The sequence below is a fragment of the Enterobacter cloacae complex sp. IR5441 genome (assembly GCF_049238215.1).
Classification (GTDB): domain Bacteria; phylum Pseudomonadota; class Gammaproteobacteria; order Enterobacterales; family Enterobacteriaceae; genus Enterobacter; species Enterobacter hormaechei_C.
This window is the reverse complement of sequence record NZ_JBMKIA010000013.1, coordinates 1-22,068: the sequence shown is the minus strand read 5'-3', so window position 1 is coordinate 22,068 and position 22,068 is coordinate 1. Positions and strand designations below refer to the sequence as shown.

The following is a 22,068-nucleotide window of genomic DNA, read 5'->3' as shown; positions in this document are numbered from 1 at the left end:
AACATATATAAAAAAACCATAGCGTTAGGATTGAAAATAAGCAATCCAACGCTATGAAAATGGTTTCTATTGGCCTATTTATAAAAATAACATAAAATCAGTCTTTCCAGTTTATTTCTTTCAGATTTATGTAAACCTAATAATGGGCGCATTGGATATTGAACTAGGTGTGCATTTGGGCTCGGTCTATCTATAAGCCCATACTGATGAATTCGCGCGATGCGCTGCACTTTGTCGCTAAATTCAACTACAGCACTGTTGTCATGTCCAATTGCTTTCATGTACCGGTTAGTGCGCAGCTTCTGAAACATCTCCCGTTTAATCCGCCCGGTCTTAGCCCTGAGCGGCTGACGTTTGCGCGCCTGATATGATGAGCCGTCCGGAGCTTTTTGCTGTTTAATCCGCTGTTGTTGCGACTTACGCAGCTCCTTTGCAATGTGACAGGCAAGCTTCCGACGCCCTGCGGGGGACAGGGCAGCAAGCAGTCCCGCGAGCTGATTATCAAAGGGCTTAAATTCACTCATCCCACTTACTCACCAGTTCGCCGTTGATATAGAGCTCTTTTGGACGCGTGACGGGTTCAGGCGGTGGCGGCTCCGGGGCATAGCTCACATGCAGCGCGCCGTTTTCCTCCCTGATGATGGTGCGTTCGGTGAGCTGAAGGCTGATGCTGATATCAACCGTATCCACGTCGTTTAAATCCATCTGGAAGCGGTAGCCCTTTTTACGCCCCCCATCGAGCGTGCAGATATCCGGCTGGTTTTCCCTGAGCCACGCGGCTACCGGCACGAAAATCGAATCAGGGTCGCCCACAAAATCACACACGATGACATTCAGAGTGTAAATTTTCTCGTGGGACAGGGAGGCCGCGAGCCGTGCATCGATATTCCCCTCATCGGCAAAAATGCGCATCATCTCGGGGTTGGTTTTAAGCTGCGGGACGGCGTCAGTTAGCGCTTTTCGCAGGCTGATTGCTTTCTTCATCGAGTTTATCCTGACAGGCTTTGACGGTTTCAATCTGTAACGCGCAGGCGGCGAGCGCGTGCTCAAGTCTGCGGATGTCTGCACTCAGGTCGCCATTAGTGACCGGGTCGCTTCCTGGCATCGGGCAATAGCTCACTTTCGCGCAGGCGCTGTAAACAATGACCGGCGGAGGCGCAACCGGCGCGGGTGTGCAGCCTGCGCACAACATCAGGCAACTCAGCGCTGTACCAGCGGCGTAACGTTTCATTTTCATTCATCAGCCTCGTAATGGTTTCTTCCCGGCGCACGGCCATCGCACCGGCAGCAATCAGCTCACCACGTAAACTGACCTGTGCGGTTTCATTTCGCCTGGCGATTCCCTGCGAAACGGAAAGCTGATTTTTCAGCATCCCGATCACGTTTTTCTGTTCGGTCGCGACCTTATTTGCCCGGTCAAAAGAGCGCCGTAGATTACCATTCTCATGCCTTAACCAGAGCACAGCCGCCAGCGCCAGACCTGCGGCAATCAACATCACAATGAATCTGGACACAGCCCCGCCTCCTCAATGCGCTGACGGTATGAGGTGCGCACCCCCGTAAAGGTCAGGACGCAAATCAGGTAAAGCAGCGCGGTAAAGATCCAGCCAGCACCGAGCAGACACCCTGTGGTTACGACAAAAATAATAAGAGACCATGCGCGACGCGCCTTTGAGGGCTTGTCACAGAAAACAGCGCGGAAGATTTTCATAATCCCGGGATTAACCGGGATACCTTTCCCCGCATTTCGTAGCCAGTGGTCAAAAACAGCCACACCGGCGAGGCTCGCCGTAATACAGACAACACAGCCAAACAGCGCCCACGCTGCAACAAAATTAAGTGCTGCACTTTGCGGCGAAGCCAGCCCCCATAGCAGGAATACAGCCAGCAGGACATCTAACATCAGAGAACGTAAGTATTTTTTCATTGAGAAATTCCTTTCAGACAATAAGCACGCTCACGCGCGCGGCGATTTTCCAGCCCTTTATTGATTGAGCCATTCACATAAACCCAGCGGGTGAGCTGGTCGCACGCCTGCCACCATTGGTGTCGCTTGATATACGAGACCAGCGTCGACCGGCAGGCCGCGCCGGTTCCCACGTTGAATGAGAAGCTGACCAGCGCGTCGTAAATGTGCTGCGGCATTTCTACCGGCACGCAGACGGCGAGACGCTTCTCGACGTTCATCACATCCGCGACAAGGTTCGCCGCCGCCTGACGTTCTGTGATTTCCCCTTTCGGGACGACACCGGCAGTGTGGCCGATGCCTGACGTCCACACTCCCGCGCTGCACTGGTAAGGCGTCAGGCGACAACCTTCGAGGTCGGCAATCAGCGCCAGCCCCTCGGGCGAGGTGTTAAGCAGACGAAAGTCAGGCATCAGCGCCGCCAGCGCCAGCACTGCGGCCACACTGCAACGTTTAACGATTGATTTCACGAATAGCCCCCTTGTCGAGTCCGAGTGACGTCAGATAGAGGTACGTTTTGCGCTTAAACCAGTAGTTCGTCAGCGCGGTAAAAATGGCGCATCCGCCGCCCACGTAAAGCGCCATCTTTTCGGGTGACATTGCTCCGAGGTACGCCAGCGCGACGGCCAGCCAGTAGGCGATAAACGTGGTGATTTTCTCCATACTCAGTCCCATAGATTCACCGTTTCGGTTCTGGCCGCGCTGTCGGTCTCGGGCAATTCAATTGCCGTGCCGTGCGGCAGGATGACACCGAGCTCAGACAGGCCGGGATTCGCTTCTAAGACGGTTTCGACCACGCCCTCGGTGCGCCCGTAGTACCGCACACAAATCGCGTCGAGGGTGTCGCCCTGTAGCGCATACGCTTTCATCAGATTTGCCCCACAATGCAGCGCGCTTTGTCCTGGATGCGCGCCACAGACCAGCGCATATCCCGCCACATTTCATCGATAGTGCTGTCGATGCTGTCGGCTTTTTTGTCACCTTTGGCGGTCGCATCCACGCCGCGAAAACGCTCGTAAAGCGTGGCGGTCGTCATGGCACACACGGCGTTGAAGTAGTGGAAAACACGCACACTTTCGCCGTCGAGCCTGTCGGTCGGGACATCCGCCAGCGTGGCGTAACCGGCATCGAGCTGACGCTCGCGCCATTCGCCCAGCTCCGCGTTCGTCTCTGCGATGGCGGTCTTAATTGCCCGGCGCAGGCGCACAGGGGAAACGGTCTGCTCTAAACGCATTTCCTCACGCACCCGCTTCGGGTCAACATCAGGAAAAAACGGGGTGTTTTTGATTACCGGCTCGCTCACGCCCGGCGGCGGTATCACCACGCCCGGCACATCCTGCGGCTCTTTATTTTGCTCAATAATCAGCGTCGTCATGACAACCTCGGGTAATAGGTGGGCGGTGGACGCCGGTCGCAGTCAGGGCAATTGATACCCGCATTGACCGGCGTGCCGCCCGGCTCGGGGAGCGCTCGGTTAACCTGCGGCTTTTGCCGCCTTTGGTGGACGCCCGCGCCGTGCCGCCGGTTTAGCGGCAGGTTTGCGCGTGCGCGGTTTAGTCGTTTTGGTTTTCGGTGCCGGTTCGGGTTTTGGCCTGAGCTGGCGCTCTAACTGCTCGATATCCTTTTTCACACCGATAGTGCGTTCTAACTGGATCGCACGTTGCAGGTGCGCCAGCGCCTCGGGCAGTTGATTCGCATCACGCAGGACATAGCCGGTGATTTTGTGCAGCTTTGCGCGCACGATATCGGGCATGTCAGCGCGTTCAGTCAGCGCAATGGTGTCGAGCAGGTTCGCCAGTTCGACCGGCTGTTTTGCAGCGAGCAGGCGCTGCGCGGCCAGTGCCACCTCTTCGGCCAGCAGGTAAGGCGTCGGACGTCGACCGGTCGGCATGGTCAGGCCCCAGGTCATGGCGTAACGGGCAATTTCCAGCGCCCCGGCGATATCGTCAGCATCGAGACGCCACAGCATGACCGTCATGACGATGTCATCCTGCGCGCCCTTGCCGTTTGCGAGTACGCCAGCCACCCATGGCAGATAGAACGGCAGCAGCTCACGCTTTTTATCTGCCTTGCGCTCATTGGATCGGATTTGTTTTAGCGTGCGGTTGTCTGCGGCCAGCTTAACGAGCATCTGCTCATAGGCAGTTGCATTGCGCAGCGGGACAGCAGCCCGCCGCGCTGTTTCAGAGGCCGAGACCCGCATCATGTGACGCGCTGCGGGACTCGTCATGGCTTACTCTCCGCCTTCGTTATCTACTGGAGCGGAAGCGCTTTCCGGTGCAGCAGGCGCGGCAAACTCACCGAGCTTGATATTTTCAATCAGGCATCCGGCAGCGTATGCCTCGACCACGTAGTCGGTATTCATTGACTCGTAGTTTTCGATGCGGTCTTTTTTCGGGTTTTCGATGATGCTGCGGCGATGCGCGTCATCCATGAAGTAGATAGACAGGTTATCGAGACGCGTCACCATCAGGGCATTCGCCGGGAAGTAAGGCACGCGCACGGCTGGCAGGTTGCCGATTCGCTTCTGGCTGATGATGATGTCAGCGGCCAGCGACTCGCTGTTTTCCTGCTCTTTGTTGACGATAGGGAAGTATTTATCCGCCATCAGCTTGCGACCGGTGATGACAACCAGCTCCGGGTCATCCTGATAAATCTCATCAATCAGGTTGCCGGTGGCATCCATGACCAGCGCGTCGAGGTTCGCATAGTCGCCGTTTTTACCCACGCGGATCACATCGGAAATGACCGCGCCGTCCTCATCGGTGATTTTTGACATCACGCGCGCTGGCGCTTCATTGCGGTACTTCTGCAACCAGCCCACCGCCACATCCTGAAGCATCGGATTTTTTTTGCGGTCGGATTTTGCGGCACGCTCAATGCCGTTGAAACCGGCCATGATGAAATCGAGCGCCTGACGCTTGATAATGGCGTTACGGATACGGGTCTGGAAGTCCTGGAATCGCGCCCACAGGTCGAGCTGCTTATAGCGGATATGGAAGTCAAAGTTAATCTGCGCGCACTCGTATTTGTTGGACTCCAGCGCAGTAAAATCAGCGGTTTCACGCTCACCATCGCCGTCAGTATCGGCGGTGCTCGCGATTGTGCCGTTAACGCCCACACCGACCTTTTCGCCTTTCAGTTCGTCGACCGGCACGATGTTAATTTTGGTCAGGAATGAGGACGATTCCTGCACGGTGTCCATCATGGTTTGCGTGACCGACGGCTCGACGGTGAATTTCTTCGCCACGTCATCGGTGGAAATGTCGTTCAGCTCCGCGACGCGGGTCAGGTAGGCATTGAATTTAAAGCGGGTTTGTTTACGCATGGTTTTTCCTGTTCGGGTAATAGGTATCAGGCCGGGCGTCGCGCCCGGCGGATTATCAGCAGTTGGTCAGCAGCTCGTCGCCCGTACCACCTTTTGAAAGCTCGCGGCGTGGCTGGCGCAGGCTTTCGGTGTTATCGAGGGAGTTTTTCAGGTCGTTAAACGCCTGCGCGCTTTCTTCGGCCTTGCTGGTCACATCCTGCTTGAGCTGCGCCAGTTCGGTCTCAAGCTCGGTGACGCGCTGGTCGGTGGCGGTGAGGTTGGTTTGCACCAGCTCGGTAACGGTCGTCACAGCCTCATGCACATCTGCAAGACGAGCGTCGTCGCTGGCCTGTTTACGGCTGAAAATGGCTTTTACCTTGTCGGTCAGGCTGTTGAGCATGGTGTCGGGAACGTCCTCAAATTCCAGCTCAGCCAGTGAGGCCACAGAGAAGAGATCGCCCGGCTGGTCTTTTTTACCGGCGAGCGGGTTTTGTGTGGCGCGGCTACAGAATTCAAGGTATTCGGTGCCGAGGCTTGCCGGGTCATCGGTGACGGCCAGCCCGATGAGATAGCATTTGCCGCTGTTAGAGAAATTCGGGCGGATCTCCATTGAGGTGTAAACCTTCTGCCCGGCACGTACCATGCTGACCAGCTCATCGAGCGGGGCAATTTTGGCAAACAGCGCCTTTTTGCCATTGAGCGCAGAGTCATCGCTGATAATCTCCGCTTTAAGCGCGGTCACATCGCCGTAGCGCTTAAATGGGCTGTCAGGGATGAGGCTTTTGATATGTTCGAGGTTGATGCGGCAGCCGTAGACGCGCGGGTCGAACGTGTCGGCCATTTCCTGAATGTCATCAGCGCTGATGACGCGGCCATCGCAGGTGTCACCCTCGACGCCGATGCGAAACCATTTAGAAACTTTCTTTGCCATTGTTCAGGTGTCCTGATGTTGGGTTTTCGGGTCGGGGTTAGTTTCCCGACTCAGCTCCTCATCAGCCACCTGTTGCGGAAGTGCAATCCCTGACACAACAGGGGTTTAGCGATTAAGCACGGTCATTTCCTTAGCCTTGCCTCGTAACATCAAAACGAGGTAAGCATGACCATTTCAACTGACCTTTCATTACTCAATGACCCACGACGACAGGCGCGGCTGTTGTACTGGCAGGGGTTCGCCGTGCCGCAAATCTGCGACATGCTGCAACTCAAGCGCCCCACGGTGCAGAGCTGGAAACAGCGTGATGGATGGGAGGAAACCGCGCCGATTAACCGCGTTGAATCGACGTTAGAGGCGCGCCTCATCCAGCTTTATGCCAAGCCCGACCTTACTCCGCACGACTTTAAGGTCGCTGATTTTCTGTCGCGACAGATGGAGCGCCTTGCGCGCGTGAACCGCTACAGCCAGACCGGAAACGAGGTGGATTTAAACCCCAACATTGCCAGCCGCAACAAAGGGGATCGCAAAAAGCCGAAACGTAATTTCTTCAGTGAAGAAGCGATTGAAAAGCTGGAAGAGATTTTCTTTGACCAGTCGTTTGAGTATCAGCTCAACTGGCATAAGGCAGGCATCGCGCACCGTATTCGCCACATCCTCAAATCGCGCCAGATTGGCGCAACGTTCTACTTTGCGCGCGAAGCGCTCCTGCGCGCCCTTAAGACCGGCCATAACCAGATATTTTTGTCAGCCAGTAAAACGCAGGCTTACGTTTTCCGTAAGTACATCATCGCTTTTGCGCGTCTGGTCGACGTCGACCTGTCAGGCGACCCGATTGTCATCGGCAACAACGGAGCAGAGCTGATATTCCTCGGGACCAACTCCAACACCGCGCAGAGTCACAACGGCGACCTGTACGTCGATGAAATTTTCTGGATACCCAATTTCCAGAAACTGCGAAAAGTGGCCTCCGGTATGGCGTCGCAGTCGCACCTGCGCACAACCTATTTTTCGACGCCATCCACGCTGGCGCACGGCGCATACCCGTTCTGGTCAGGCGAGCTGTTTAACCGTGGCCGCAGTAACCGCGACGAACGTGTCGACATCGATATCAGTCATCAGGCGCTTGCCGGGGGCATGTTATGCGGGGACGGCCAGTGGCGGCAGATTGTCACCATTGAGGACGCGCTCGCCGGGGGCTGTACCCTGTTTAACCTCGACCAGCTCAGACAGGAAAACAGCGCGGATGACTTCCGTAACCTGTTTATGTGCGAGTTCGTCGACGATAAAGCGTCGGTATTCCCGTTCGAGGAGCTCCAGCGTTGCATGGTCGATGCGATGGAAGAATGGGAGGACTTTGAGCCATTCGCCGACCGTCCGTTTAACTGGCGTCCGGTCTGGATTGGCTACGACCCGTCACACACCGGCGACAGCGCAGGCTGTGCGGTGCTGGCTCCGCCACTGGTTGCCGGTGGCAAGTTCCGCATCCTTGAGCGTCACCAGTGGAAAGGCATGGATTTTGCCGCGCAGGCCGAGGCCATCCGTGCGCTGACCGAGAAATACACCGTCGACTATATCGGCATCGATGCGACCGGCATCGGCCAGGGTGTTTACCAGCTCGTGCGTTCATTCTTCCCGGCGGCGCGCGCCATCCGCTACACGCCGGAAATGAAAACCGCAATGGTGCTGAAAGCGAAAGACACCATCCGACGCGGGTGTCTGGAGTATGACGCCGGTGCGACCGACATCACGCAGTCATTTATGGCTATCCGCAAAACCATGACCAGCAGTGGCCGCAGTGCCACCTATGAAGCCAGCCGCAGTGAGGAAGCCAGCCACGCGGATATCGCATGGGCGACCATGCACGCCCTGTTAAACGAGCCACTTTCCGCCGGTAGCGGTATGCATTCAACCTCTATTCTGGATATCAACTAAGATGAAAAAACGCCAAAAGAAACAGCCAAAACAAACCAACATGACCGCCAGCGCACCGCAGAAAATGGAGGCGTTCACCTTTGGCGAGCCGTCACCAGTTCTGGATCGCCGCGATATCCTCGACTACGTCGAGTGCATCAATAACGGCAAATGGTACGAGCCGCCGGTCAACTTCTCCGGGCTGGCGAAAAGCCTGCGCGCCGCCGTGCATCACAGCTCACCGATTTACGTGAAGCGTAACATTTTGACGAGCACCTACATCCCGCACCCATTGCTGTCACGTCAGGATTTCAGCCGCCTTGTGCTCGATTATCTGGTGTTTGCCAACGGCTATCTTGAGAAGCGCATGAGCGTGACCGGCCAGCTCATGAAGCTGGAAACCTCTCCGGCCAAATACACCCGCAGGGGTGTCGAGGAGGATGTTTACTGGTACGTGTCGGATTTCTCGCACCCGCACCAGTTCGCCCCCGGCTCAGTCTGTCATCTGCTCGAGCCCGACATCAATCAGGAGCTCTATGGGATGCCGGAATACCTGAGCGCGCTTAATTCAGCCTGGCTGAATGAATCCGCCACGTTGTTTCGTCGTAAGTATTACCAGAACGGCGCGCACGCGGGTTACATCATGTACGTCACCGACGCGGCACAGAGCAGCACCGACGTCGAGGCGCTGCGCTCCGCGATGCGCGACTCGAAAGGACTCGGGAATTTCAAAAACCTGTTTTTCTATGCCCCGAACGGGAAACCGGACGGCATCAAGATTGTGCCGCTGAGTGAAGTCGCCACGAAGGATGATTTTTTCAACATCAAAAAGGTGAGCGCCGCCGACCTGCTCGATGCGCATCGCGTACCGTTCCAGCTTATGGGCGGCAAGCCCGAAAATATCGGCTCAATGGGCGATATCGAGAAGGTGGCGCGGGTATTTGTGCGTAACGAGCTGACGCCGTTGCAGGAGCGTTTCAGGGAAATCAATGAATGGCTCGGTTTAGAGGTGATCCGCTTTAAGGATTACAACATCGAAACTGAGTAACCCCCGCCAGAATGCCGCCTCCGGGCGGCATCCTCTCAGAGCCACCCAGACACCGCACACGCGGCGCAACCACGCCAGCACCTCATTACCGACCGCACTCAACAGCGCGCCACCACGACGCGCACAGACACGTAAAATAAATACTGTCACCACCTCTGGCGCGCAGTGCTATCCCCGCCTCGCCTGCCCGCTTGATGGGGCGATTTTAATGCAGTTGCATGACCATGCTGGATCCGCGCCAGCTCTGGCGGCGCACGGCCAGAACGGGCAACCTCGGCGCATGCAGAACCATGCACCTGTTGCGTGCACGGCTATAAAAACAGAAATTTGGCAATCATACGGATAATCTAAAGACGAATACACTCGTTACTTCATTACTCCTATAAAAGCGGCAATCATACTTCCCAAACCACCTATGGCAGCAAATAAAGTAGCCCAAAACATACTTCGCTGGCTTCTAATATTCTCTTTATAACGTTGTTCGGTTTTGTTGAAGTTAGCTAGGGTATTAACCGATTTTCCGCTAGGTTTGTATCCCTCTTGAGACTTTAAAAGGTCACCATTTTCTACAAGTGAGTCAAGGCATAAACGAAGCTCTTTTTTTAGCCTGGAAGGATCATCATGATAAATCCATAACCTACCGGCAACATCATTCATTATAAGAATCTCGCTGAATGGTCTTTCGCCTTGCTGTTCCCTATAAATCCTGACAACTGAGGTCAAGACAGTCATTGCATCAGTAATTTCTTGTTTGCGTTGACGATAAAGAAACTTCTCACGACTAAGTTTTTTGTTTTCACTATTCGCAAATCTTTTGAGCTTCCATACTTTATAACACCCCAATTCATCCAGTGAATTAAATTTAAATTCATGCGCATGATAATAAAATATACCAGAAAAAGAATTAGCGTTAAATTGCTCTGGATTAAGCTCAACGTCAACATTAAATACATTACGTTGAGTATCCCACCGCTTTGCCTTTATCACCCCATCAATATATCTATCAAATAGATATTCATTACCATCATCATCTTTTATATAAACGGAATACATATCATAATGTATGGCATTCTCATACATTAAACTAATTCTGCCGTTGTCCGGCGTTCTCTTTTGCTCAAAAATTTCAAGATGCTTTCTAACATCAACATTATTAATACGCAGCATACCTCCCCCTTTAAATCTACTTTTACGATAAGCAATTTAGTGATGTAACTAACGCCTCGCGGAGCTCGTTGTTCAACGCCACCGGCACTGAAAGCAAGTTTAAGTGCCGGAGGCGTTTGTCATTTTCTTGTTTAATTGTCGAGTATCGAATCGACCTCACCTGTTCGCACGTTAACGCGAGCCGCTACAGTCTGTTTGACCACACCACCATAAGCATTGGTGCCACGAAACGTTGTTTTAACAATAGCATGCGGGTCTTTATTCAAAATCAGATGATAGACTGTTGAAACATGCTTGTAGGATGAATCATCATTCATGCTGGCTTTTATCAGCTTTTCCAACGGTCGATATGAGCCATCCCAACCGCTAAAATTACCCTGAAACGCGTCAAGGTTAATTTTATTATTCAGAGATTGTGGATCCTTCTCAAAGTCGTTAAAACACCACCCCAATACATCACCGAGTGTTAACGCATCATCTTTAGTGAAAGTGTACTCACTCATACAGGCATAAAAGGCATCAGCAGAGCTGGCCGATACACCTTTGTAGTCAACATAGCCTTTAACGATATCGTGCCGAGTTTGCTTTGGTTCGTTGCGATATTCTTTGAGTGTTAAGTCTGCGTACTCAAACGCTGGCGTTACCGGTTCCGCTTTAACCGCCGGTGCATTAGTTTGTGCCACAGGCTGACTATTCTTACTCGGCCATAAGATCGAGCCAATAACGCCCAACGCCAGACATCCACCGAGATAAACCGCACTGGATCGCTTACGGTTCGGCATTCGAACCAGCGACGGCTTGATTAACCCCACGATAAAAGCAATAAAGAGAGCCAGAGATAAAAATGCTATTACGGTATCCATGATTTTCCTTTGTGTCATCCCCATAAAAAACAACCCCATGGTATCAAACATGGGGTGAAAAGTTAGTACTTAGTCTTCATATGGCTAATGCCATGTTACGTCCTGCCAGACGTCTTCAAAAATAACACCTAATCGTTCTCGGTCTGAGTCGCTCGGGAAACCCTTAATATCGATTTTCGGTATGGAGCCTTTTTTGACAACGACGGTAGAGGAGGGGAATGAGTTGTTCACTCTCCGGTTGAGTTCTTTCTCGAGCGAGTCGAGCCTTGCGTCGTCTATGTTTTGAACAGGTTTCAGAGTAATGTTAATTATCATAAGTTACTGAACCTCATAGAAAATATCGCTTTCTTCATTATCGTTTTCTCTACTGGCTAAATCGGCAATGATAGAGAGGGCAAGCTTGAGGTCAGAAGACTTACAATTCGCAATTAGCGATACCTCGGCGATAAATTGTACACAAGCCCATTTATGCTGCGCTTGGTTGAAATGTTCTGCAACCATCAAATTCCTCCCTCTGAAAATACTGTATATGCATCCAGTATAACAATTGAAAAGGAAAATGAAAGAAAAAATAATTACTAAAGCTCTGCTGTATGTGACTGATATGAAAACAGATAGAGTGTCAATGTTTTGCTGCTTGCGCCAACGTCGCGACTCTTTCGAGAATGCTTCTGGTTTTCGATTCGTGTGAAGGGGTCGCCCTCAAAAGTTCGCCGCGTGCAGTTCCCCTGCGCCATATACCGTTGATGCAACTTTTACCACCTGTAATCAGGTGCAGGGCTTCGCCCCGGCTAATAGTGATTCCGGTCATGAGGTGTACCTCGTCAATAATATTCGCTAAAGCTGCGTTTTGCTCATCCGTTCCGTGGATGAATTTTCGCCGTATTGCTGGCTTTTGCTTCCTGAGTCGGTTGGTCAACTCCCGCCTTTCACGCCGACTAAGAGGTTTTGTTAAATCCAGTATCGGTGGATCGCTTTCGCTTCCCGTACAGTTATTGACAGAACTCCGAGAGGGCGCAGGAGCGCCCTTAACGTCAACGGCCAAATCAACTGCACATTTCGGCACAATTTTCCACTGCGTGAGCCGGGTTAAAATAGGGGTGCCAGCACCGATAGCGGAGTCGTACACGCCACGGATGCAGACGGTTTCTTCACCATACTGGTTAAACTCGGCGCGCGGTTCATACAACGTGCGCACCTGCAAATCATCGCGACGGACAAACGGGCCACCCTGCGCATTAACGTAACCAGCCCAGTCACCGGCGTCAGCGGCATCATGGACGGCTGCAAACTCAACGCTCAGGCCGTGTGCGGTCTCGGTGTCAGCGAGGCGGCGCAACTCACGGTAGACCGTCACCGGCGCACCGCCGATAAACTGGAATTGACGTATGTGCCAACGCGCCGCCCATGCAGAAACGGCTGGAGCGGTCTCTTTCAGCAGTTCACCGCTTTCGTCATCGGTTTCACCATCCAGAGCATAGCCGTCGATATTTTTTGAAATGTATTTAGCCACATAGCCGGTAGCGCTGCCCTTATCTGGGTCAATGGCCTCGGCATGAAAGCGCGCCTTTTTGGCTTTGTCGCTTCTCAACTCGTGGTGGTCTTCCTCCCACGCATAATCGCGAATGATGAGGCGCGCGCGCTCAACGTCTTCCGGCAGCATAAACATAAGCATGTGCCAGTGAGGCGTCCCGTCGTGATGAGGTTCAGCAACACGAATGCCGAAAATGCGGATTTCTTCCCGGTGCAGCTTGGCACGAATGCGCGCCCAAAGGCCGGTGAGATAACTCTGCGTGTCCGACGGGCTGGCTCCTTTCCATTTGGTGTTACGGTATCCCGCTTTAGTTGTGGCGTGATATTTTGACGGCGCGGTCAGGGTATAAAACTCACCGACATAACCGAGCTCATTGCATATATTTTCAAACCCACGGATGCGGGTCATCAGCTCGCAGCGACGTATCGCAGGGTTAGCGACCGAGCCGTCGTATTTTTCAATCAGGCTGATGCGGTTGCCGTCTTCGTCTTCGAGATCCAGCCCCTTGAGAAATTCACGCGTGCGGCGCTTCTGCTCGCGCCAGTCAGTCACGCAGTTTTTACTCGCATATGCGTGTCTTTTTTTGCTGACATTACCGACTGCAATTTGCAGATGTTCGCGCCATGCAGCCGCAATTCGTCGCAGACGGTTACGCCACCATGTTTCGGTAAACATGCGGATTACTGCGGGCGCAATATCATTTTTATCGAAAACTTTATTAATCACTCGCTCCCATTTGGGAGGAGTTACATTAAATTGCTGAGAGATAAACCCGGCGTGCATATACCAGGCATAAAGTGTTCTGAACTCACCAAAATCAGAATCATCAATGTTAGCCAGTTCAGAGCGAATGAAATTAGCGATATCAGCGGCCAGCAGATCAATATCGGCGCGCGCCATATCCGGAAGTCGGTTATATCTGGCGACCATATTGACCATGCGTGATGCCTGATATTGCATAAGCTCAGTATCGAAATGACCACCAAAGACAGCGGCTGATACCTTGCTATTGATACCTGTGCACTCGTATTTTTTTGCGACCAGTTCAAGACGTGGCAATGCCTTTTTGCAGAAACTGATTAAAAAGGCATTGGCTCGTTGACTGCCTTGATTTTGCTCCAGCACCGTAGCGGTGCGGTATACATCAAAACGCACGCACTCAGGTTGCAGAGAAAGCACCTTTCTCGCATGCAGCAAAGCCGCGAACATACGATCGCGGCGATGCTGTTGGTCATAAGTAAGATAAGGGCTGGCTATTGCCGACCGAGGAGCATTCCACGGAAACGCGAACTGAACAGCCAATTTATAACCCCCGATAGTGTTTTAGTTTAAGCTCGGCGATTTGCTGGCAGCTCACGCAAAAGGCCACGCCCGGAATAGCAATACGGCGAGCTTCGGGGATTGGTGCGTCACATTGTTCGCACAGGAAACGGGAAGGTATAGCGATACGGCTGCGCGCGTTGCTGATGTGGCGCTCGCGGTCTTCCTGCTCACGCTGTTGTGCTAAATCCATTGCGTCGGCCATTAGTGCAGTTCCTGTGATTCATTCTCAAAGCATGTGGCTTCACGGCGCAGCAGTTCAGCGGCTTCGATGCCGCTCATACCCTCTTTGGTGATATGAATAGCCAGCGCCTCAAGACGAATGGAAACGGCGAGAGCGCGGTCTTTACGCTCTTCTTTTTTTGCATCGGTCAGCAGTACGGCCAGTGCATCGCTATCGGTGTGAAAGGTGCGGGTTTCGGTATTACGCATAATTGACTCTCCTGATTTCGGGCAATAAGAAGTCCGGCGGGTTTACGCCATTAAATTTCTGTTTGGATTAATTCGGCATGGTTAGCCGTTTTGGAAATAAGCTCACCACTGCACGAAAATGATTCATCGCTGTAATCAATGCTTTTTTCTCGTCAGTAGTCAGCTCACTTAATTCGAGCTCATGACGAGCCGCCGGTATTTTTGCCAGAAAGAAAATAGCGGCTAGCGCCCGATTATTTTCTTCAAATTGTGGATCGCGTTTATCGCGCATATCGTCAACAAAACGCCCAACCTCTTTCCAGCTATCGCCCCAATATTTCGCGCGCAATTCAGCCACATGATTGAGACCGGCCAGACGTTCACCCGCTTTTAGTGGAACAGTCGCGGAAACAGCTTCGATAGCCATGATTCCCCCTGCTTTTGAGTAGAGAGGCCAGCCAGTAAATCAGCCTGTGAGCGGCTCGGGTGCCAGCGCTTGCCGTCCTTATCTGCGATCCAGCCGTGGCCGTAGTGCATGCCTGGACTTTGCTTTACGAGCAGAGACGCGAATGAAGGTTCATTTTTCAGCATACTCACCTCAAATTAACCCGAAGGAAGCGCCAATACCGCTCACGGAATCTAACGCACTGGCCATTGCTGGATTAGCATGGAGGCGAGCCTGTAATGCCAGGGCAGAAAGCGAGAGCATACGAATCCCAGCATTTACACTTTCAATCATGGTGCTCTTGCGAGCTGGGGTTAAACGTTCATTCGAAACGGCACCGCTTGCCAGTTCCCCAAGTTCACTCATGGCGCGCATTACGTAGGTCTGCAATTTTTCTTTTGCTAGTTCGTTCACCGGCACACATGGCAGACAGTGGATCTGAGCTAAAAAGCCATCAACGAGAGTAGAGTCCTCGGTAATGTCGGTCAGCGTCCAAATTTCACGGGGTGTTAACTGATGCGGTTGCTCTGGGTTTAGTTTGTTGTAAAGCGTATGGGGCTTGATATCCGCCTTGTTTGCTAACTCCTTGACGTTATGGGTCAAGGCGAATTTGCGACAAGCGTCATCGAAGTGTGAATGTGACGAAACGCGAAAATCTAACATGCTGCGGCTCCTTCCAGCTTGCAAAATCAAGTTACTGAAACACTGCGTAACGCGAATTGATGGCCTGAGCTAACAATTTTGCACGGAAGGCAATCATATTGATTCGGCCTAAGCCACCTTCACGAGTGCGAGGCACCAGTAGCAATTCGCCACGCTTAACCATTTCCTTAACGGTGTTCAGGCTACACCCGTATTGCTCCGCAAACTCCTCATAAGAGACAAAGTCTGGGCCGGCAGGGATTGCAATTTGAAGATTCATCAGTGAATATCTCCGGTTAAGTTGCTTTTTGGTATGTTCTCGCACATTCGTGGTGTGCTTGAGCCTGATAATAGTGATCAATTGGCTATGTGTAAAGTGGTCATTTGGTTGTTTTGGGGGTGTGTTTGGTCACTTCATCTGAAGATGTACGGGAAATTCTCGAAAGAATCCTTAGTTCTTATGGTGTTAGCACGCGGCAGGCTTATGCTGATTTAGTGGGAATTCCGATAGGAACGGTTAACAACTGGCTCAAAAGAAACAGCTTACCAGGTGACTACCTTGTTCAATGTGCTCTTGACACAGGTGCGGATGTCGTATGGCTTAAAAAGGGTCATCTTGCAAATGCAAGTTTAGATGGTCGCCCGGCTGGCGAACTATCAGGAATCGCGTTGAGCGAAAAGATGGAAGCTTCTGGTGGGAAAATTGTGCTCCGCCGCATTCTGGATGCTTACGGTTTCAAACTTCAAAAAGAGCTGGGAGATCACCTTAACATTCCATCAGGAACCATGAGCGCTTGGGTACGCCGAGAACATTTCCCCGGTGAAGTAGTTATCGTCTGCTCACTTGAAACCGGCGCCTCGCTTCTATGGCTGGCTACAGGTATTGGCTCGATGTATGAGAATACCCCTGATTCGAAACCAGCTTCTGAGGCACTTAAAGGAGTAAAACAGATTGCTAAATTCAATATTCATACCGGCAATTTGATAAACGATGGAGTGTGGTACTGCGACGAAACACTCATTGATGCCTCAGTGAAAAAACCAGCACTTATAGAAAAAAACAGCCTTCGCTGGCTTGTGGATCTCGACACAAAAAATATTGCCAATGGCCGATGGCTAATTGATGTGGATGGAACGTGCGATGTATACGATATCGCGCGCTTACCGGGCAATAAACTGATAGTTAAAAACGACGCTTCAAATTTTGAATGTCAGGTATCAGAGGTCAAGTGCGTCGGTATGGTCTTTATTACCCTTAGTAAAAGTATTTAATCATGACAGTAAAAAAACTGACTTCCGGCGAGTGGTTATGTGATTTTCGTGTCGATGGCAGAGATAGCCGTCGCGTGCGGAAACGCTTTCCCACTAAAGGGGAGGCGGTTGCCTATGAACAGTATTACCGTGACCAAGCTGCTAATAAACCGTGGATGTCAGAGAAAGAGGATCGCAGAAAGCTAAGTGAGTTAATCATGCTCTGGCATAACCTCCACGGGCAGGCTTTAGTCGCAAGTAAGTCACGCTTAGCTAAACTGCATATTATCTGCAATGGCCTAGGCGACCCAGTAGCCTCCCAGCTAACAGCAAAAGATTGGGCTCATTATCGAGACCGTCGTCTCCGTGGTGAGATAGATAATGGTTACCACAAGGATCCGGCTAAATGGGTTGCGAAACCGATTACTGTTAACCGTGAACATCATTACCTTGAAGCTGTTTTTAACGAGCTGAAAAGGTTAGGTGAGTGGAGTTTACCGAACCCGCTTGACGGGGTCAGGGTGTTTAAAGAAGCCGAAAAAGAAATGTCATGGCTCACACGTGAGCAAATTCCTCAGCTTCTTCAAGCTTGTGAAAGATACGGCAAACCTGACCTGACGATGATAGTAAAAGTATGCTTGGCTACTGGCGCGCGATGGGGGGAAGCGGAAAGGCTTAGCCGTTCTCAGCTCTCCCCCTATAAATTAACCTTCACCAAAACGAAGGGGAAAAAGAATCGAACCGTTCCGATCCCGAAATGGCTTTATGATGAATTGAGCCAGCGTCAAGGCAAAATGTTTAAGCCCTGCTATCAGGAGTTCAAAAAGATGCTTCTGCTCACCAATATCGAGTTGACCGAAGGGCAGAAAACGCATGTGCTACGCCATACGTTTGGATCCCATTTTATGATGAACGGCGGGAACATTCTGGTACTGCAAAAAATTCTTGGTCACGCCAACATCCGCGAAACGATGAAATATGCGCACTTTGCCCCAGACCATCTTGAGCAGGCCGTCGAGCTGAACCCTTTGAACGACATAATGTCCACAGCATGACCACAGAGCATGTGCGAGGATGTGCGAGACCATACCGAGGATGTGCGTAACTAACTGTTATTTATGTAACTTATTGTTTTTAAAGATATATGAATAAAAGCGTCTGAACTAAGATTCGCTTAAGCGACATCCTGTTAGAAAGGGCTGGCCGAAAGGCTGGCCCTTTTTTTATCCCATCGCACCTCTCGCGTTAACCCTTCCGTCATAAATCATTTACAATGTTCGCCTCTTGGGTGGAGGGTAAGTGGATAACGTACTGCATCAGCATAGCTGGAAACGCGCAGCGGCATTGACCGCGCTGTTTGCGATCCTGCTGATCGTCGTGGCGCCGCTGATCTCCGTCTCGCTGCAAAAAGATCCCATGAGCGCCATGCCGGGCATGCACCACGACATGAGCATGATGTCGATGGACGAGCATCATGGTGATATGCCGCATTCTATGCCAGTTGACCATGCGGAGGCGTGCGGCTACTGCGTGCTGTTAGCGCATGTTCCGGGCGTGATGCTGGCGCTTATCGTTCTGCTCAGCGTGGTGTTGCAGCGGCTGCGCGTGAAGCCGCCTCGTCAGGCGGTCAGCCACTGGCACTTTTTCCCCTGGCTTTACCCCAATACCCGCGCGCCGCCGCGTCGGTCTGCTTTCTCCCTTTAAAACAAAATCACTCACTTTTTGCCTTAAAAAGGAAAAGTATGACTACCTGCACTCCGCGCGCGGCATGGAGAAACCTGCTGCGTCGCCTCCATTTCTATATCGGGCTGTTTGTCGGTCCGTTTATCTTCTTCGCAGCGCTGACCGGAACGCTGTACGTCGCCACGCCGCAGCTTGAAAAGGCGCTGTACCATCATGCACTCCACACGGATGCCGTGGGTGAGGCGCAGCCTCTTGCTGAACAAATTGCCGTGGCGGAAAAGGCCGTGGGTTCAGCGCTGCGTTTACATGCTGTACGTCCGGGGCTGGAAGGGGGCGAAACGACCCGCGTGATGTTTGCCGACCCGGCGCTGGGTCCCTCCGAGCATCGGGCTATTTTTATTGATCCCACCAGCCTTGAGATTCGAGGGGATATGACCGTGTACGGCACCAGCGGGATTTTACCGCTGCGTCAGACTATCGATTATCTGCATACCTCGCTGATGCTGGGCAACATCGGGCGCCTCTATAGCGAGTTAGCCGCCTCGTGGATGTGGGTTGCTGCCCTGGGCGGGATCGCGCTGTGGTTCTACACCCGACCGAAGCGCCGTATTAACAATCGTTTCCAGAATCGTCGTCGCCTGCATGTGATCTTAGGCTGGACGTTACTGGCGGGAATGCTGCTGTTCTCAGTCACCGGGTTAACCTGGTCACAATGGGCCGGTGGCAACGTCGATAAGCTGCGTGCAGAGATGAACTGGCTGACGCCGCAGGTAAATACCACCCTTTCCGGTGCGCCGGAAATGAGGGATGAACACGCCGAACATCGTGGTCATCACGGGGAAATGACGATGCCTGAAATGCCAGTCAAACTGTCGCTTTTTGACAACGTATTGCAGGTCGCCCGCCAGTCAGGGATTGATGCGAACAACGTTGAGATCCGTCCGGCAAGCAGGGTCGACCAGGCCTGGACGGTGACGGAAATCGATCGCCGCTGGCCAACGCAGGTTGATGCCGTTGCCGTGGATCCCCACTCACTGAAGGTGCTGGACAGCACTCGCTTCGGGGATTTCCCGCTGATGGCTAAACTCACCCGCTGGGGCGTGGATTTCCATATGGGGATCCTGTTTGGTCTGGCAAATCAGCTGCTGCTCATCGCGTTTGGCGTTGCGCTGTGTGTGTTAATTATCTGGGGATACCGGATGTGGTGGATGCGTCGCCCTGCAACGTCAGCCGCGAATCCGGTACAGACGCTCTGCCAAAGCTGGCTGGCATTGCCGCTGTGGGGAAGGGGAATGACGTTCCTGATAAGCCTCCTGCTGGGGCTGGCGTTGCCGGTAATGGGCGTCAGTCTGGCGGTCTTTATTGTGATTGACTGGCTGCGCTGGCGAGCAGGTTCAGGCGTGTCGCTCGCCGGAACAGCCGTTAAATAGCCTTAAGGCGTGCTGATGACTACCGCAACCCGGCGGTTTTCAGCGCGCCCCTGCGCAGTGCGGTTGCTGCTGACAGGGTATTTTTTGCCTAAGCCCCGCGTAGTGAGATTGCTGCGCGGGATGTTCGCGCCCTTCGCCCAGGCATCCGCCACAACATTGGCACGTTTTAACGAAAGCGCTTCGTTGTAGCTCTCTTCGCCATAGTTATCCGTATGGCCATCCATCCTGGCGTGGTTCAGACCGGTTGCCGCCAGGCGTGAGGCCATAGTCTGGATCTGCGTTTCACTTTCCGGGCGCAGCCTGGCGTCATTTTTATCAAACAGGATCTTATCCGACAGGCCCAGAGACCAGTCGCCATTCAGTTCGTTAAAGCCGTAGGATTTCATGGCCGCAATTTGCTCTGGCGTGAATTTTCCTTCAGGGGATGACTGGCATCCGGACATTACCAGTGATGCCAGTATTAACGGCGCAAAGTATCGCTTTAACATATCGTCTTCCTTTCAGGATATTGTTTTCGAACGCTGGTTTTTGACCAGATACATATTGCGATCGGCTTGCTCCAGTAATGCTTCAACGGAGGCATTTTCCCACGCCAGAGCAAAGCCAATGCTGAGGGACATTGATGCTGTGTGCCCGTTATGCAGATCAAACGGACGGATAAATTGCTGCGACAGCGCAGCGCAAATAAATTCGACCTCACGTGCGGTGTGGACGCCGTAAAGGATCATGGCAAATTCATCGCCGCCAAGACGGTAAGACTGATGACGTTTTTCGCCAAACTCGACCATCCTTTTGGCGGCTTCGATCAGTACGCAGTCACCCGCGGCATGACCCCAGGTGTCATTGATAACCTTGAAGTTATCACCGTCCAGGAAGAGCAGGGCAGAATTGGTTTTTGCTGAAGCGTCGTTCATTAATGCCGCAATGTTGTTGCGAAACGCGGCGCGGTTTGCAAGCCCCGTGAGCGGATCGTGCATAGCGGTACGCAACAGTTGAGCGTTTTTCGCCTGTAGCTTGAGCTGCCACTCTTCCATTTCATCCAGCAGGCTGTTGAAGTCTTCACCAAACTGGTGGAACTCTTCAATGCGGCCTTCCGTTACCCGGCGAGAGAAGTTGCGGTTAGTGCGAACGTCATGCACAACGTCAGTGATGTTTTGCATTTCAACAACCATGCCATGATGTAGCGAGCGGGTGATGGTCAATGCGACGGCAGAGGCAAAAAGAATGCAGCCGGTGAGGACCGCAAATGAGAGCCAGATAAAGTGGCTAATCAGGCTGTCTCGCGCGGTCAGACGAATTTCGCCAATCACATTGCCATTATGTATGATGGGCTGTGCAACAGGAACAGGGAACAACCACCGGTTGACCAGCGCGCCCAGCGTGTCGGTATTATCCGCCGGGTTCCATGACCACCAGGCAAACCGTTTATGATGTGCGTTAAGCACTTCCGCCACGGCGAACTGCCCCTGCTTGCCGAGGGTCGCCAGCGTTTCATTTGCCGCCACGGCATCGTTGAACACCAGAGAGGCTTCAAGGCTGTGGCTCATGGTGGCGCCGGTAAGTTCGAGGTTTTTTTGCGCGTATTGCTTTAATGTCACCACGGAAGCGAAACACAGCAGCAACCATATAAACGTCATCGTTATAATGACGCTTATCATGCTGATTCGTCGCAACGTTCTTTTAAACGTCGGACGCGGTGTTGGTGCGACTTCCTTATTCATGCTTCTTATTCCGTGCGAGCATTAATACATCCGGATTGACTCTTACGCCACTGCGCGCCAGCGCATCCAGATTTACGGAAAACCTGACGAGGTTGTGCTCTATTATCAGACAAAATGCGCTGCCAATAACGCATTCAGGATTTTGTTCTGACATTAATAGCAACGCCTGGCCCTGATATTGATTTATTATTTCCTGTTGTTTTGCCGGCGACTCGCTCCCGAAATAGAGGGCATCACACCTTGCTGCGAGTGCTTCCCGATCGCTGTGCACAATGACAGGACTATAGGGCAACGGGTTGTGTTCATCTTCACTGCTGAGCGCTGATGAATCCCCTAATGATTTTGGTAAAAATCATTAAGTTAAGGTGGATACACATCTTGTCATATGATCAAATGGTTTCGCGAAAAATCAATAATCAGACAACAAGATGTGCG

The 22,068-nt window shown here is 52.3% G+C and carries 31 protein-coding genes and 1 pseudogene; 6 read left to right on the top strand and 26 right to left on the bottom strand.

Annotated features, from left to right (window positions below; all coding sequences use genetic code 11):
* Positions 1–74: 74 nt before the first annotated feature.
* The 12 genes from ACOTX5_RS15210 to ACOTX5_RS15155 all read right to left on the bottom strand — a co-directional run bounded on the left by ACOTX5_RS15210 (position 75) and on the right by ACOTX5_RS15155 (position 6,204).
* On the bottom strand, positions 75–524 hold the full coding sequence (locus ACOTX5_RS15210) for a phage virion morphogenesis protein (protein ID WP_047746022.1): 450 nt from the start codon (positions 522–524) through the stop codon (positions 75–77).
* A complete protein-coding gene (locus ACOTX5_RS15205) occupies positions 517–984 on the bottom strand; it encodes a phage tail protein (RefSeq protein ID WP_047746024.1) in 468 nt (155 codons plus the stop codon). Before ACOTX5_RS15205 ends, ACOTX5_RS15210 begins: the two co-directional genes overlap by 8 nt.
* Positions 947–1,192 (bottom strand): Rz1-like lysis system protein LysC, encoded by a 246-nt coding sequence (lysC, locus tag ACOTX5_RS15200; protein ID WP_229692852.1) that lies wholly within the window; start codon positions 1,190–1,192, stop codon positions 947–949. The genes ACOTX5_RS15205 and lysC overlap by 38 nt, the downstream gene beginning before the upstream one ends.
* A complete protein-coding gene (lysB, locus tag ACOTX5_RS15195) occupies positions 1,080–1,496 on the bottom strand; it encodes an Rz-like lysis system protein LysB (protein ID WP_047746025.1) in 417 nt (138 codons plus the stop codon). Before lysB ends, lysC begins: the two co-directional genes overlap by 113 nt.
* Positions 1,496–1,927 (bottom strand): DNZ54_00345 family protein, encoded by a 432-nt coding sequence (locus ACOTX5_RS15190; RefSeq protein ID WP_047746026.1) that lies wholly within the window; start codon positions 1,925–1,927, stop codon positions 1,496–1,498. Before ACOTX5_RS15190 ends, lysB begins: the two co-directional genes overlap by 1 nt.
* Complete coding sequence (locus ACOTX5_RS15185; protein WP_039269015.1) at positions 1,924–2,436, bottom strand: lysozyme; 513 nt, start codon at positions 2,434–2,436, stop codon at positions 1,924–1,926. The genes ACOTX5_RS15190 and ACOTX5_RS15185 overlap by 4 nt, the downstream gene beginning before the upstream one ends.
* On the bottom strand, positions 2,420–2,641 hold the full coding sequence (locus ACOTX5_RS15180) for a hypothetical protein (RefSeq protein WP_017382980.1): 222 nt from the start codon (positions 2,639–2,641) through the stop codon (positions 2,420–2,422). The genes ACOTX5_RS15185 and ACOTX5_RS15180 overlap by 17 nt, the downstream gene beginning before the upstream one ends.
* The gene (locus ACOTX5_RS15175) at positions 2,632–2,835 is read right to left on the bottom strand and encodes a tail protein X (protein WP_017382979.1); all 204 of its coding nucleotides are present in this window, start codon (positions 2,833–2,835) and stop codon (positions 2,632–2,634) included. The genes ACOTX5_RS15180 and ACOTX5_RS15175 overlap by 10 nt, the downstream gene beginning before the upstream one ends.
* Entirely contained in the window at positions 2,835–3,341 is a 507-nt protein-coding gene (locus tag ACOTX5_RS15170; protein WP_023295250.1) for a head completion/stabilization protein, read from the bottom strand. The genes ACOTX5_RS15175 and ACOTX5_RS15170 overlap by 1 nt, the downstream gene beginning before the upstream one ends.
* A gap of 99 nt (positions 3,342–3,440) precedes the next feature.
* The gene (locus ACOTX5_RS15165) at positions 3,441–4,196 is read right to left on the bottom strand and encodes a terminase endonuclease subunit (RefSeq protein ID WP_023295251.1); all 756 of its coding nucleotides are present in this window, start codon (positions 4,194–4,196) and stop codon (positions 3,441–3,443) included.
* 3 nt (positions 4,197–4,199) lie between these two features.
* Positions 4,200–5,294, bottom strand: coding sequence for a phage major capsid protein, P2 family (locus ACOTX5_RS15160; RefSeq protein WP_039269020.1), 1,095 nt, complete (start codon positions 5,292–5,294; stop codon positions 4,200–4,202).
* 55 nt (positions 5,295–5,349) lie between these two features.
* A complete protein-coding gene (locus tag ACOTX5_RS15155; RefSeq protein WP_047746029.1) occupies positions 5,350–6,204 on the bottom strand; it encodes a GPO family capsid scaffolding protein in 855 nt (284 codons plus the stop codon).
* A gap of 165 nt (positions 6,205–6,369) precedes the next feature.
* On the opposite strand from ACOTX5_RS15155, the gene ACOTX5_RS15150 reads away from it, so the two are divergent.
* A complete protein-coding gene (locus ACOTX5_RS15150) occupies positions 6,370–8,139 on the top strand; it encodes a terminase ATPase subunit family protein (protein WP_045893680.1) in 1,770 nt (589 codons plus the stop codon).
* Between the two features lies 1 nt (position 8,140).
* The gene (locus tag ACOTX5_RS15145; protein ID WP_047746030.1) at positions 8,141–9,166 is read left to right on the top strand and encodes a phage portal protein; all 1,026 of its coding nucleotides are present in this window, start codon (positions 8,141–8,143) and stop codon (positions 9,164–9,166) included.
* Positions 9,167–9,532: 366 nt separating this feature from the next.
* Here ACOTX5_RS15145 and ACOTX5_RS15140 read toward each other — a convergent pair whose 3' ends face one another.
* The 11 genes from ACOTX5_RS15140 to ACOTX5_RS15090 form a co-directional block, all read right to left on the bottom strand.
* Positions 9,533–10,333, bottom strand: a complete 801-nt coding sequence (locus ACOTX5_RS15140; protein WP_047746032.1) for a hypothetical protein — start codon at positions 10,331–10,333, stop codon at positions 9,533–9,535.
* A 131-nt stretch (positions 10,334–10,464) separates the two neighbouring features.
* The gene (locus tag ACOTX5_RS15135) at positions 10,465–11,196 is read right to left on the bottom strand and encodes a hypothetical protein (RefSeq protein ID WP_047746049.1); all 732 of its coding nucleotides are present in this window, start codon (positions 11,194–11,196) and stop codon (positions 10,465–10,467) included.
* A gap of 84 nt (positions 11,197–11,280) precedes the next feature.
* The gene (locus ACOTX5_RS15130) at positions 11,281–11,511 is read right to left on the bottom strand and encodes a DinI-like family protein (RefSeq protein WP_047746033.1); all 231 of its coding nucleotides are present in this window, start codon (positions 11,509–11,511) and stop codon (positions 11,281–11,283) included.
* A 3-nt stretch (positions 11,512–11,514) separates the two neighbouring features.
* Positions 11,515–11,697 (bottom strand): hypothetical protein, encoded by a 183-nt coding sequence (locus tag ACOTX5_RS15125; RefSeq protein ID WP_047746034.1) that lies wholly within the window; start codon positions 11,695–11,697, stop codon positions 11,515–11,517.
* A gap of 121 nt (positions 11,698–11,818) precedes the next feature.
* Positions 11,819–14,032 (bottom strand): replication endonuclease, encoded by a 2,214-nt coding sequence (locus ACOTX5_RS15120; RefSeq protein WP_216674640.1) that lies wholly within the window; start codon positions 14,030–14,032, stop codon positions 11,819–11,821.
* A 1-nt stretch (position 14,033) separates the two neighbouring features.
* Complete coding sequence (locus tag ACOTX5_RS15115) at positions 14,034–14,255, bottom strand: TraR/DksA family transcriptional regulator (RefSeq protein ID WP_045911518.1); 222 nt, start codon at positions 14,253–14,255, stop codon at positions 14,034–14,036.
* On the bottom strand, positions 14,255–14,482 hold the full coding sequence (locus tag ACOTX5_RS15110; protein WP_063945131.1) for a DUF2732 domain-containing protein: 228 nt from the start codon (positions 14,480–14,482) through the stop codon (positions 14,255–14,257). The genes ACOTX5_RS15115 and ACOTX5_RS15110 overlap by 1 nt, the downstream gene beginning before the upstream one ends.
* Positions 14,483–14,549: 67 nt before the next feature.
* Entirely contained in the window at positions 14,550–14,888 is a 339-nt protein-coding gene (locus ACOTX5_RS15105; RefSeq protein ID WP_045616588.1) for a DUF5347 domain-containing protein, read from the bottom strand.
* Positions 14,852–15,052 carry a phage filamentation protein Fil family protein gene (locus tag ACOTX5_RS15100; protein ID WP_072051580.1) on the bottom strand — a complete coding sequence of 67 codons (201 nt, stop codon included), beginning with the start codon at positions 15,050–15,052 and terminating at the stop codon, positions 14,852–14,854. Before ACOTX5_RS15100 ends, ACOTX5_RS15105 begins: the two co-directional genes overlap by 37 nt.
* 7 nt (positions 15,053–15,059) lie before the next feature.
* Positions 15,060–15,569 (bottom strand): phage regulatory CII family protein, encoded by a 510-nt coding sequence (locus ACOTX5_RS15095; RefSeq protein WP_017382962.1) that lies wholly within the window; start codon positions 15,567–15,569, stop codon positions 15,060–15,062.
* Positions 15,570–15,600: 31 nt separating this feature from the next.
* On the bottom strand, positions 15,601–15,732 hold the full coding sequence (locus ACOTX5_RS15090) for a hypothetical protein (RefSeq protein WP_162197024.1): 132 nt from the start codon (positions 15,730–15,732) through the stop codon (positions 15,601–15,603).
* 221 nt (positions 15,733–15,953) lie between these two features.
* Between ACOTX5_RS15090 and ACOTX5_RS15085 the strand changes: the two genes are divergently transcribed.
* From ACOTX5_RS15085 to ACOTX5_RS15070, 4 genes are all read left to right on the top strand, one after another.
* Positions 15,954–16,820 carry a phage repressor protein CI gene (locus tag ACOTX5_RS15085; RefSeq protein ID WP_052954072.1) on the top strand — a complete coding sequence of 289 codons (867 nt, stop codon included), beginning with the start codon at positions 15,954–15,956 and terminating at the stop codon, positions 16,818–16,820.
* 2 nt (positions 16,821–16,822) lie between these two features.
* Positions 16,823–17,854 carry a site-specific integrase gene (locus tag ACOTX5_RS15080; RefSeq protein WP_047738488.1) on the top strand — a complete coding sequence of 344 codons (1,032 nt, stop codon included), beginning with the start codon at positions 16,823–16,825 and terminating at the stop codon, positions 17,852–17,854.
* A 244-nt stretch (positions 17,855–18,098) separates the two neighbouring features.
* The gene (locus ACOTX5_RS15075) at positions 18,099–18,503 is read left to right on the top strand and encodes a DUF2946 domain-containing protein (RefSeq protein WP_045911905.1); all 405 of its coding nucleotides are present in this window, start codon (positions 18,099–18,101) and stop codon (positions 18,501–18,503) included.
* A 38-nt stretch (positions 18,504–18,541) separates the two neighbouring features.
* Positions 18,542–19,912: a PepSY-associated TM helix domain-containing protein gene (locus ACOTX5_RS15070; RefSeq protein WP_045911904.1), complete on the top strand. Its 1,371-nt coding sequence runs from the start codon at positions 18,542–18,544 to the stop codon at positions 19,910–19,912.
* Positions 19,913–19,914: 2 nt separating this feature from the next.
* On the opposite strand, the gene ACOTX5_RS15065 is transcribed toward ACOTX5_RS15070, so the two are convergent.
* From ACOTX5_RS15065 to ACOTX5_RS15055, 3 genes and pseudogenes are all read right to left on the bottom strand, one after another.
* Complete coding sequence (locus ACOTX5_RS15065) at positions 19,915–20,400, bottom strand: OmpA family protein (protein WP_017382956.1); 486 nt, start codon at positions 20,398–20,400, stop codon at positions 19,915–19,917.
* Positions 20,401–20,412: 12 nt separating this feature from the next.
* The gene (gene dgcN, locus ACOTX5_RS15060; RefSeq protein ID WP_017692859.1) at positions 20,413–21,633 is read right to left on the bottom strand and encodes a diguanylate cyclase DgcN; all 1,221 of its coding nucleotides are present in this window, start codon (positions 21,631–21,633) and stop codon (positions 20,413–20,415) included.
* Positions 21,626–21,955, bottom strand: a pseudogene (locus ACOTX5_RS15055) (YfiR family protein); the annotation flags it as partial. The pseudogene ACOTX5_RS15055 and the gene dgcN, both read right to left, overlap by 8 nt.
* Positions 21,956–22,068 lie beyond the last annotated feature (113 nt).

What these genes read in the sequence shown, in the direction of transcription:
- ACOTX5_RS15100 (WP_072051580.1), bottom strand. Translation starts at nt 15,052, where the DNA reads ATGCTGAAAAATGAACCTTCATTCGCGTCTCTGCTCGTAAAGCAAAGT.
- ACOTX5_RS15180 (WP_017382980.1), bottom strand. Translation starts at nt 2,641, where the DNA reads ATGGGACTGAGTATGGAGAAAATCACCACGTTTATCGCCTACTGGCTG.
- ACOTX5_RS15065 (WP_017382956.1), bottom strand. Translation starts at nt 20,400, where the DNA reads ATGTTAAAGCGATACTTTGCGCCGTTAATACTGGCATCACTGGTAATG.
- dgcN (WP_017692859.1), bottom strand. Translation starts at nt 21,633, where the DNA reads ATGAATAAGGAAGTCGCACCAACACCGCGTCCGACGTTTAAAAGAACG.
- ACOTX5_RS15125 (WP_047746034.1), bottom strand. Translation starts at nt 11,697, where the DNA reads ATGGTTGCAGAACATTTCAACCAAGCGCAGCATAAATGGGCTTGTGTA.
- ACOTX5_RS15155 (WP_047746029.1), bottom strand. Translation starts at nt 6,204, where the DNA reads ATGGCAAAGAAAGTTTCTAAATGGTTTCGCATCGGCGTCGAGGGTGAC.
- ACOTX5_RS15095 (WP_017382962.1), bottom strand. Translation starts at nt 15,569, where the DNA reads ATGTTAGATTTTCGCGTTTCGTCACATTCACACTTCGATGACGCTTGT.
- ACOTX5_RS15170 (WP_023295250.1), bottom strand. Translation starts at nt 3,341, where the DNA reads ATGACGACGCTGATTATTGAGCAAAATAAAGAGCCGCAGGATGTGCCG.
- ACOTX5_RS15080 (WP_047738488.1), top strand. Translation starts at nt 16,823, where the DNA reads ATGACAGTAAAAAAACTGACTTCCGGCGAGTGGTTATGTGATTTTCGT.
- ACOTX5_RS15175 (WP_017382979.1), bottom strand. Translation starts at nt 2,835, where the DNA reads ATGAAAGCGTATGCGCTACAGGGCGACACCCTCGACGCGATTTGTGTG.
- ACOTX5_RS15145 (WP_047746030.1), top strand. Translation starts at nt 8,141, where the DNA reads ATGAAAAAACGCCAAAAGAAACAGCCAAAACAAACCAACATGACCGCC.
- ACOTX5_RS15115 (WP_045911518.1), bottom strand. Translation starts at nt 14,255, where the DNA reads ATGGCCGACGCAATGGATTTAGCACAACAGCGTGAGCAGGAAGACCGC.
- ACOTX5_RS15140 (WP_047746032.1), bottom strand. Translation starts at nt 10,333, where the DNA reads ATGCTGCGTATTAATAATGTTGATGTTAGAAAGCATCTTGAAATTTTT.
- ACOTX5_RS15190 (WP_047746026.1), bottom strand. Translation starts at nt 1,927, where the DNA reads ATGAAAAAATACTTACGTTCTCTGATGTTAGATGTCCTGCTGGCTGTA.
- ACOTX5_RS15160 (WP_039269020.1), bottom strand. Translation starts at nt 5,294, where the DNA reads ATGCGTAAACAAACCCGCTTTAAATTCAATGCCTACCTGACCCGCGTC.
- ACOTX5_RS15090 (WP_162197024.1), bottom strand. Translation starts at nt 15,732, where the DNA reads ATGGTTAAGCGTGGCGAATTGCTACTGGTGCCTCGCACTCGTGAAGGT.
- ACOTX5_RS15150 (WP_045893680.1), top strand. Translation starts at nt 6,370, where the DNA reads ATGACCATTTCAACTGACCTTTCATTACTCAATGACCCACGACGACAG.
- ACOTX5_RS15130 (WP_047746033.1), bottom strand. Translation starts at nt 11,511, where the DNA reads ATGATAATTAACATTACTCTGAAACCTGTTCAAAACATAGACGACGCA.
- ACOTX5_RS15210 (WP_047746022.1), bottom strand. Translation starts at nt 524, where the DNA reads ATGAGTGAATTTAAGCCCTTTGATAATCAGCTCGCGGGACTGCTTGCT.
- ACOTX5_RS15165 (WP_023295251.1), bottom strand. Translation starts at nt 4,196, where the DNA reads ATGACGAGTCCCGCAGCGCGTCACATGATGCGGGTCTCGGCCTCTGAA.
- lysB (WP_047746025.1), bottom strand. Translation starts at nt 1,496, where the DNA reads ATGTTGATTGCCGCAGGTCTGGCGCTGGCGGCTGTGCTCTGGTTAAGG.
- ACOTX5_RS15135 (WP_047746049.1), bottom strand. Translation starts at nt 11,196, where the DNA reads ATGGATACCGTAATAGCATTTTTATCTCTGGCTCTCTTTATTGCTTTT.
- ACOTX5_RS15205 (WP_047746024.1), bottom strand. Translation starts at nt 984, where the DNA reads ATGAAGAAAGCAATCAGCCTGCGAAAAGCGCTAACTGACGCCGTCCCG.
- ACOTX5_RS15105 (WP_045616588.1), bottom strand. Translation starts at nt 14,888, where the DNA reads ATGGCTATCGAAGCTGTTTCCGCGACTGTTCCACTAAAAGCGGGTGAA.
- ACOTX5_RS15110 (WP_063945131.1), bottom strand. Translation starts at nt 14,482, where the DNA reads ATGCGTAATACCGAAACCCGCACCTTTCACACCGATAGCGATGCACTG.
- lysC (WP_229692852.1), bottom strand. Translation starts at nt 1,192, where the DNA reads ATGTTGTGCGCAGGCTGCACACCCGCGCCGGTTGCGCCTCCGCCGGTC.
- ACOTX5_RS15070 (WP_045911904.1), top strand. Translation starts at nt 18,542, where the DNA reads ATGACTACCTGCACTCCGCGCGCGGCATGGAGAAACCTGCTGCGTCGC.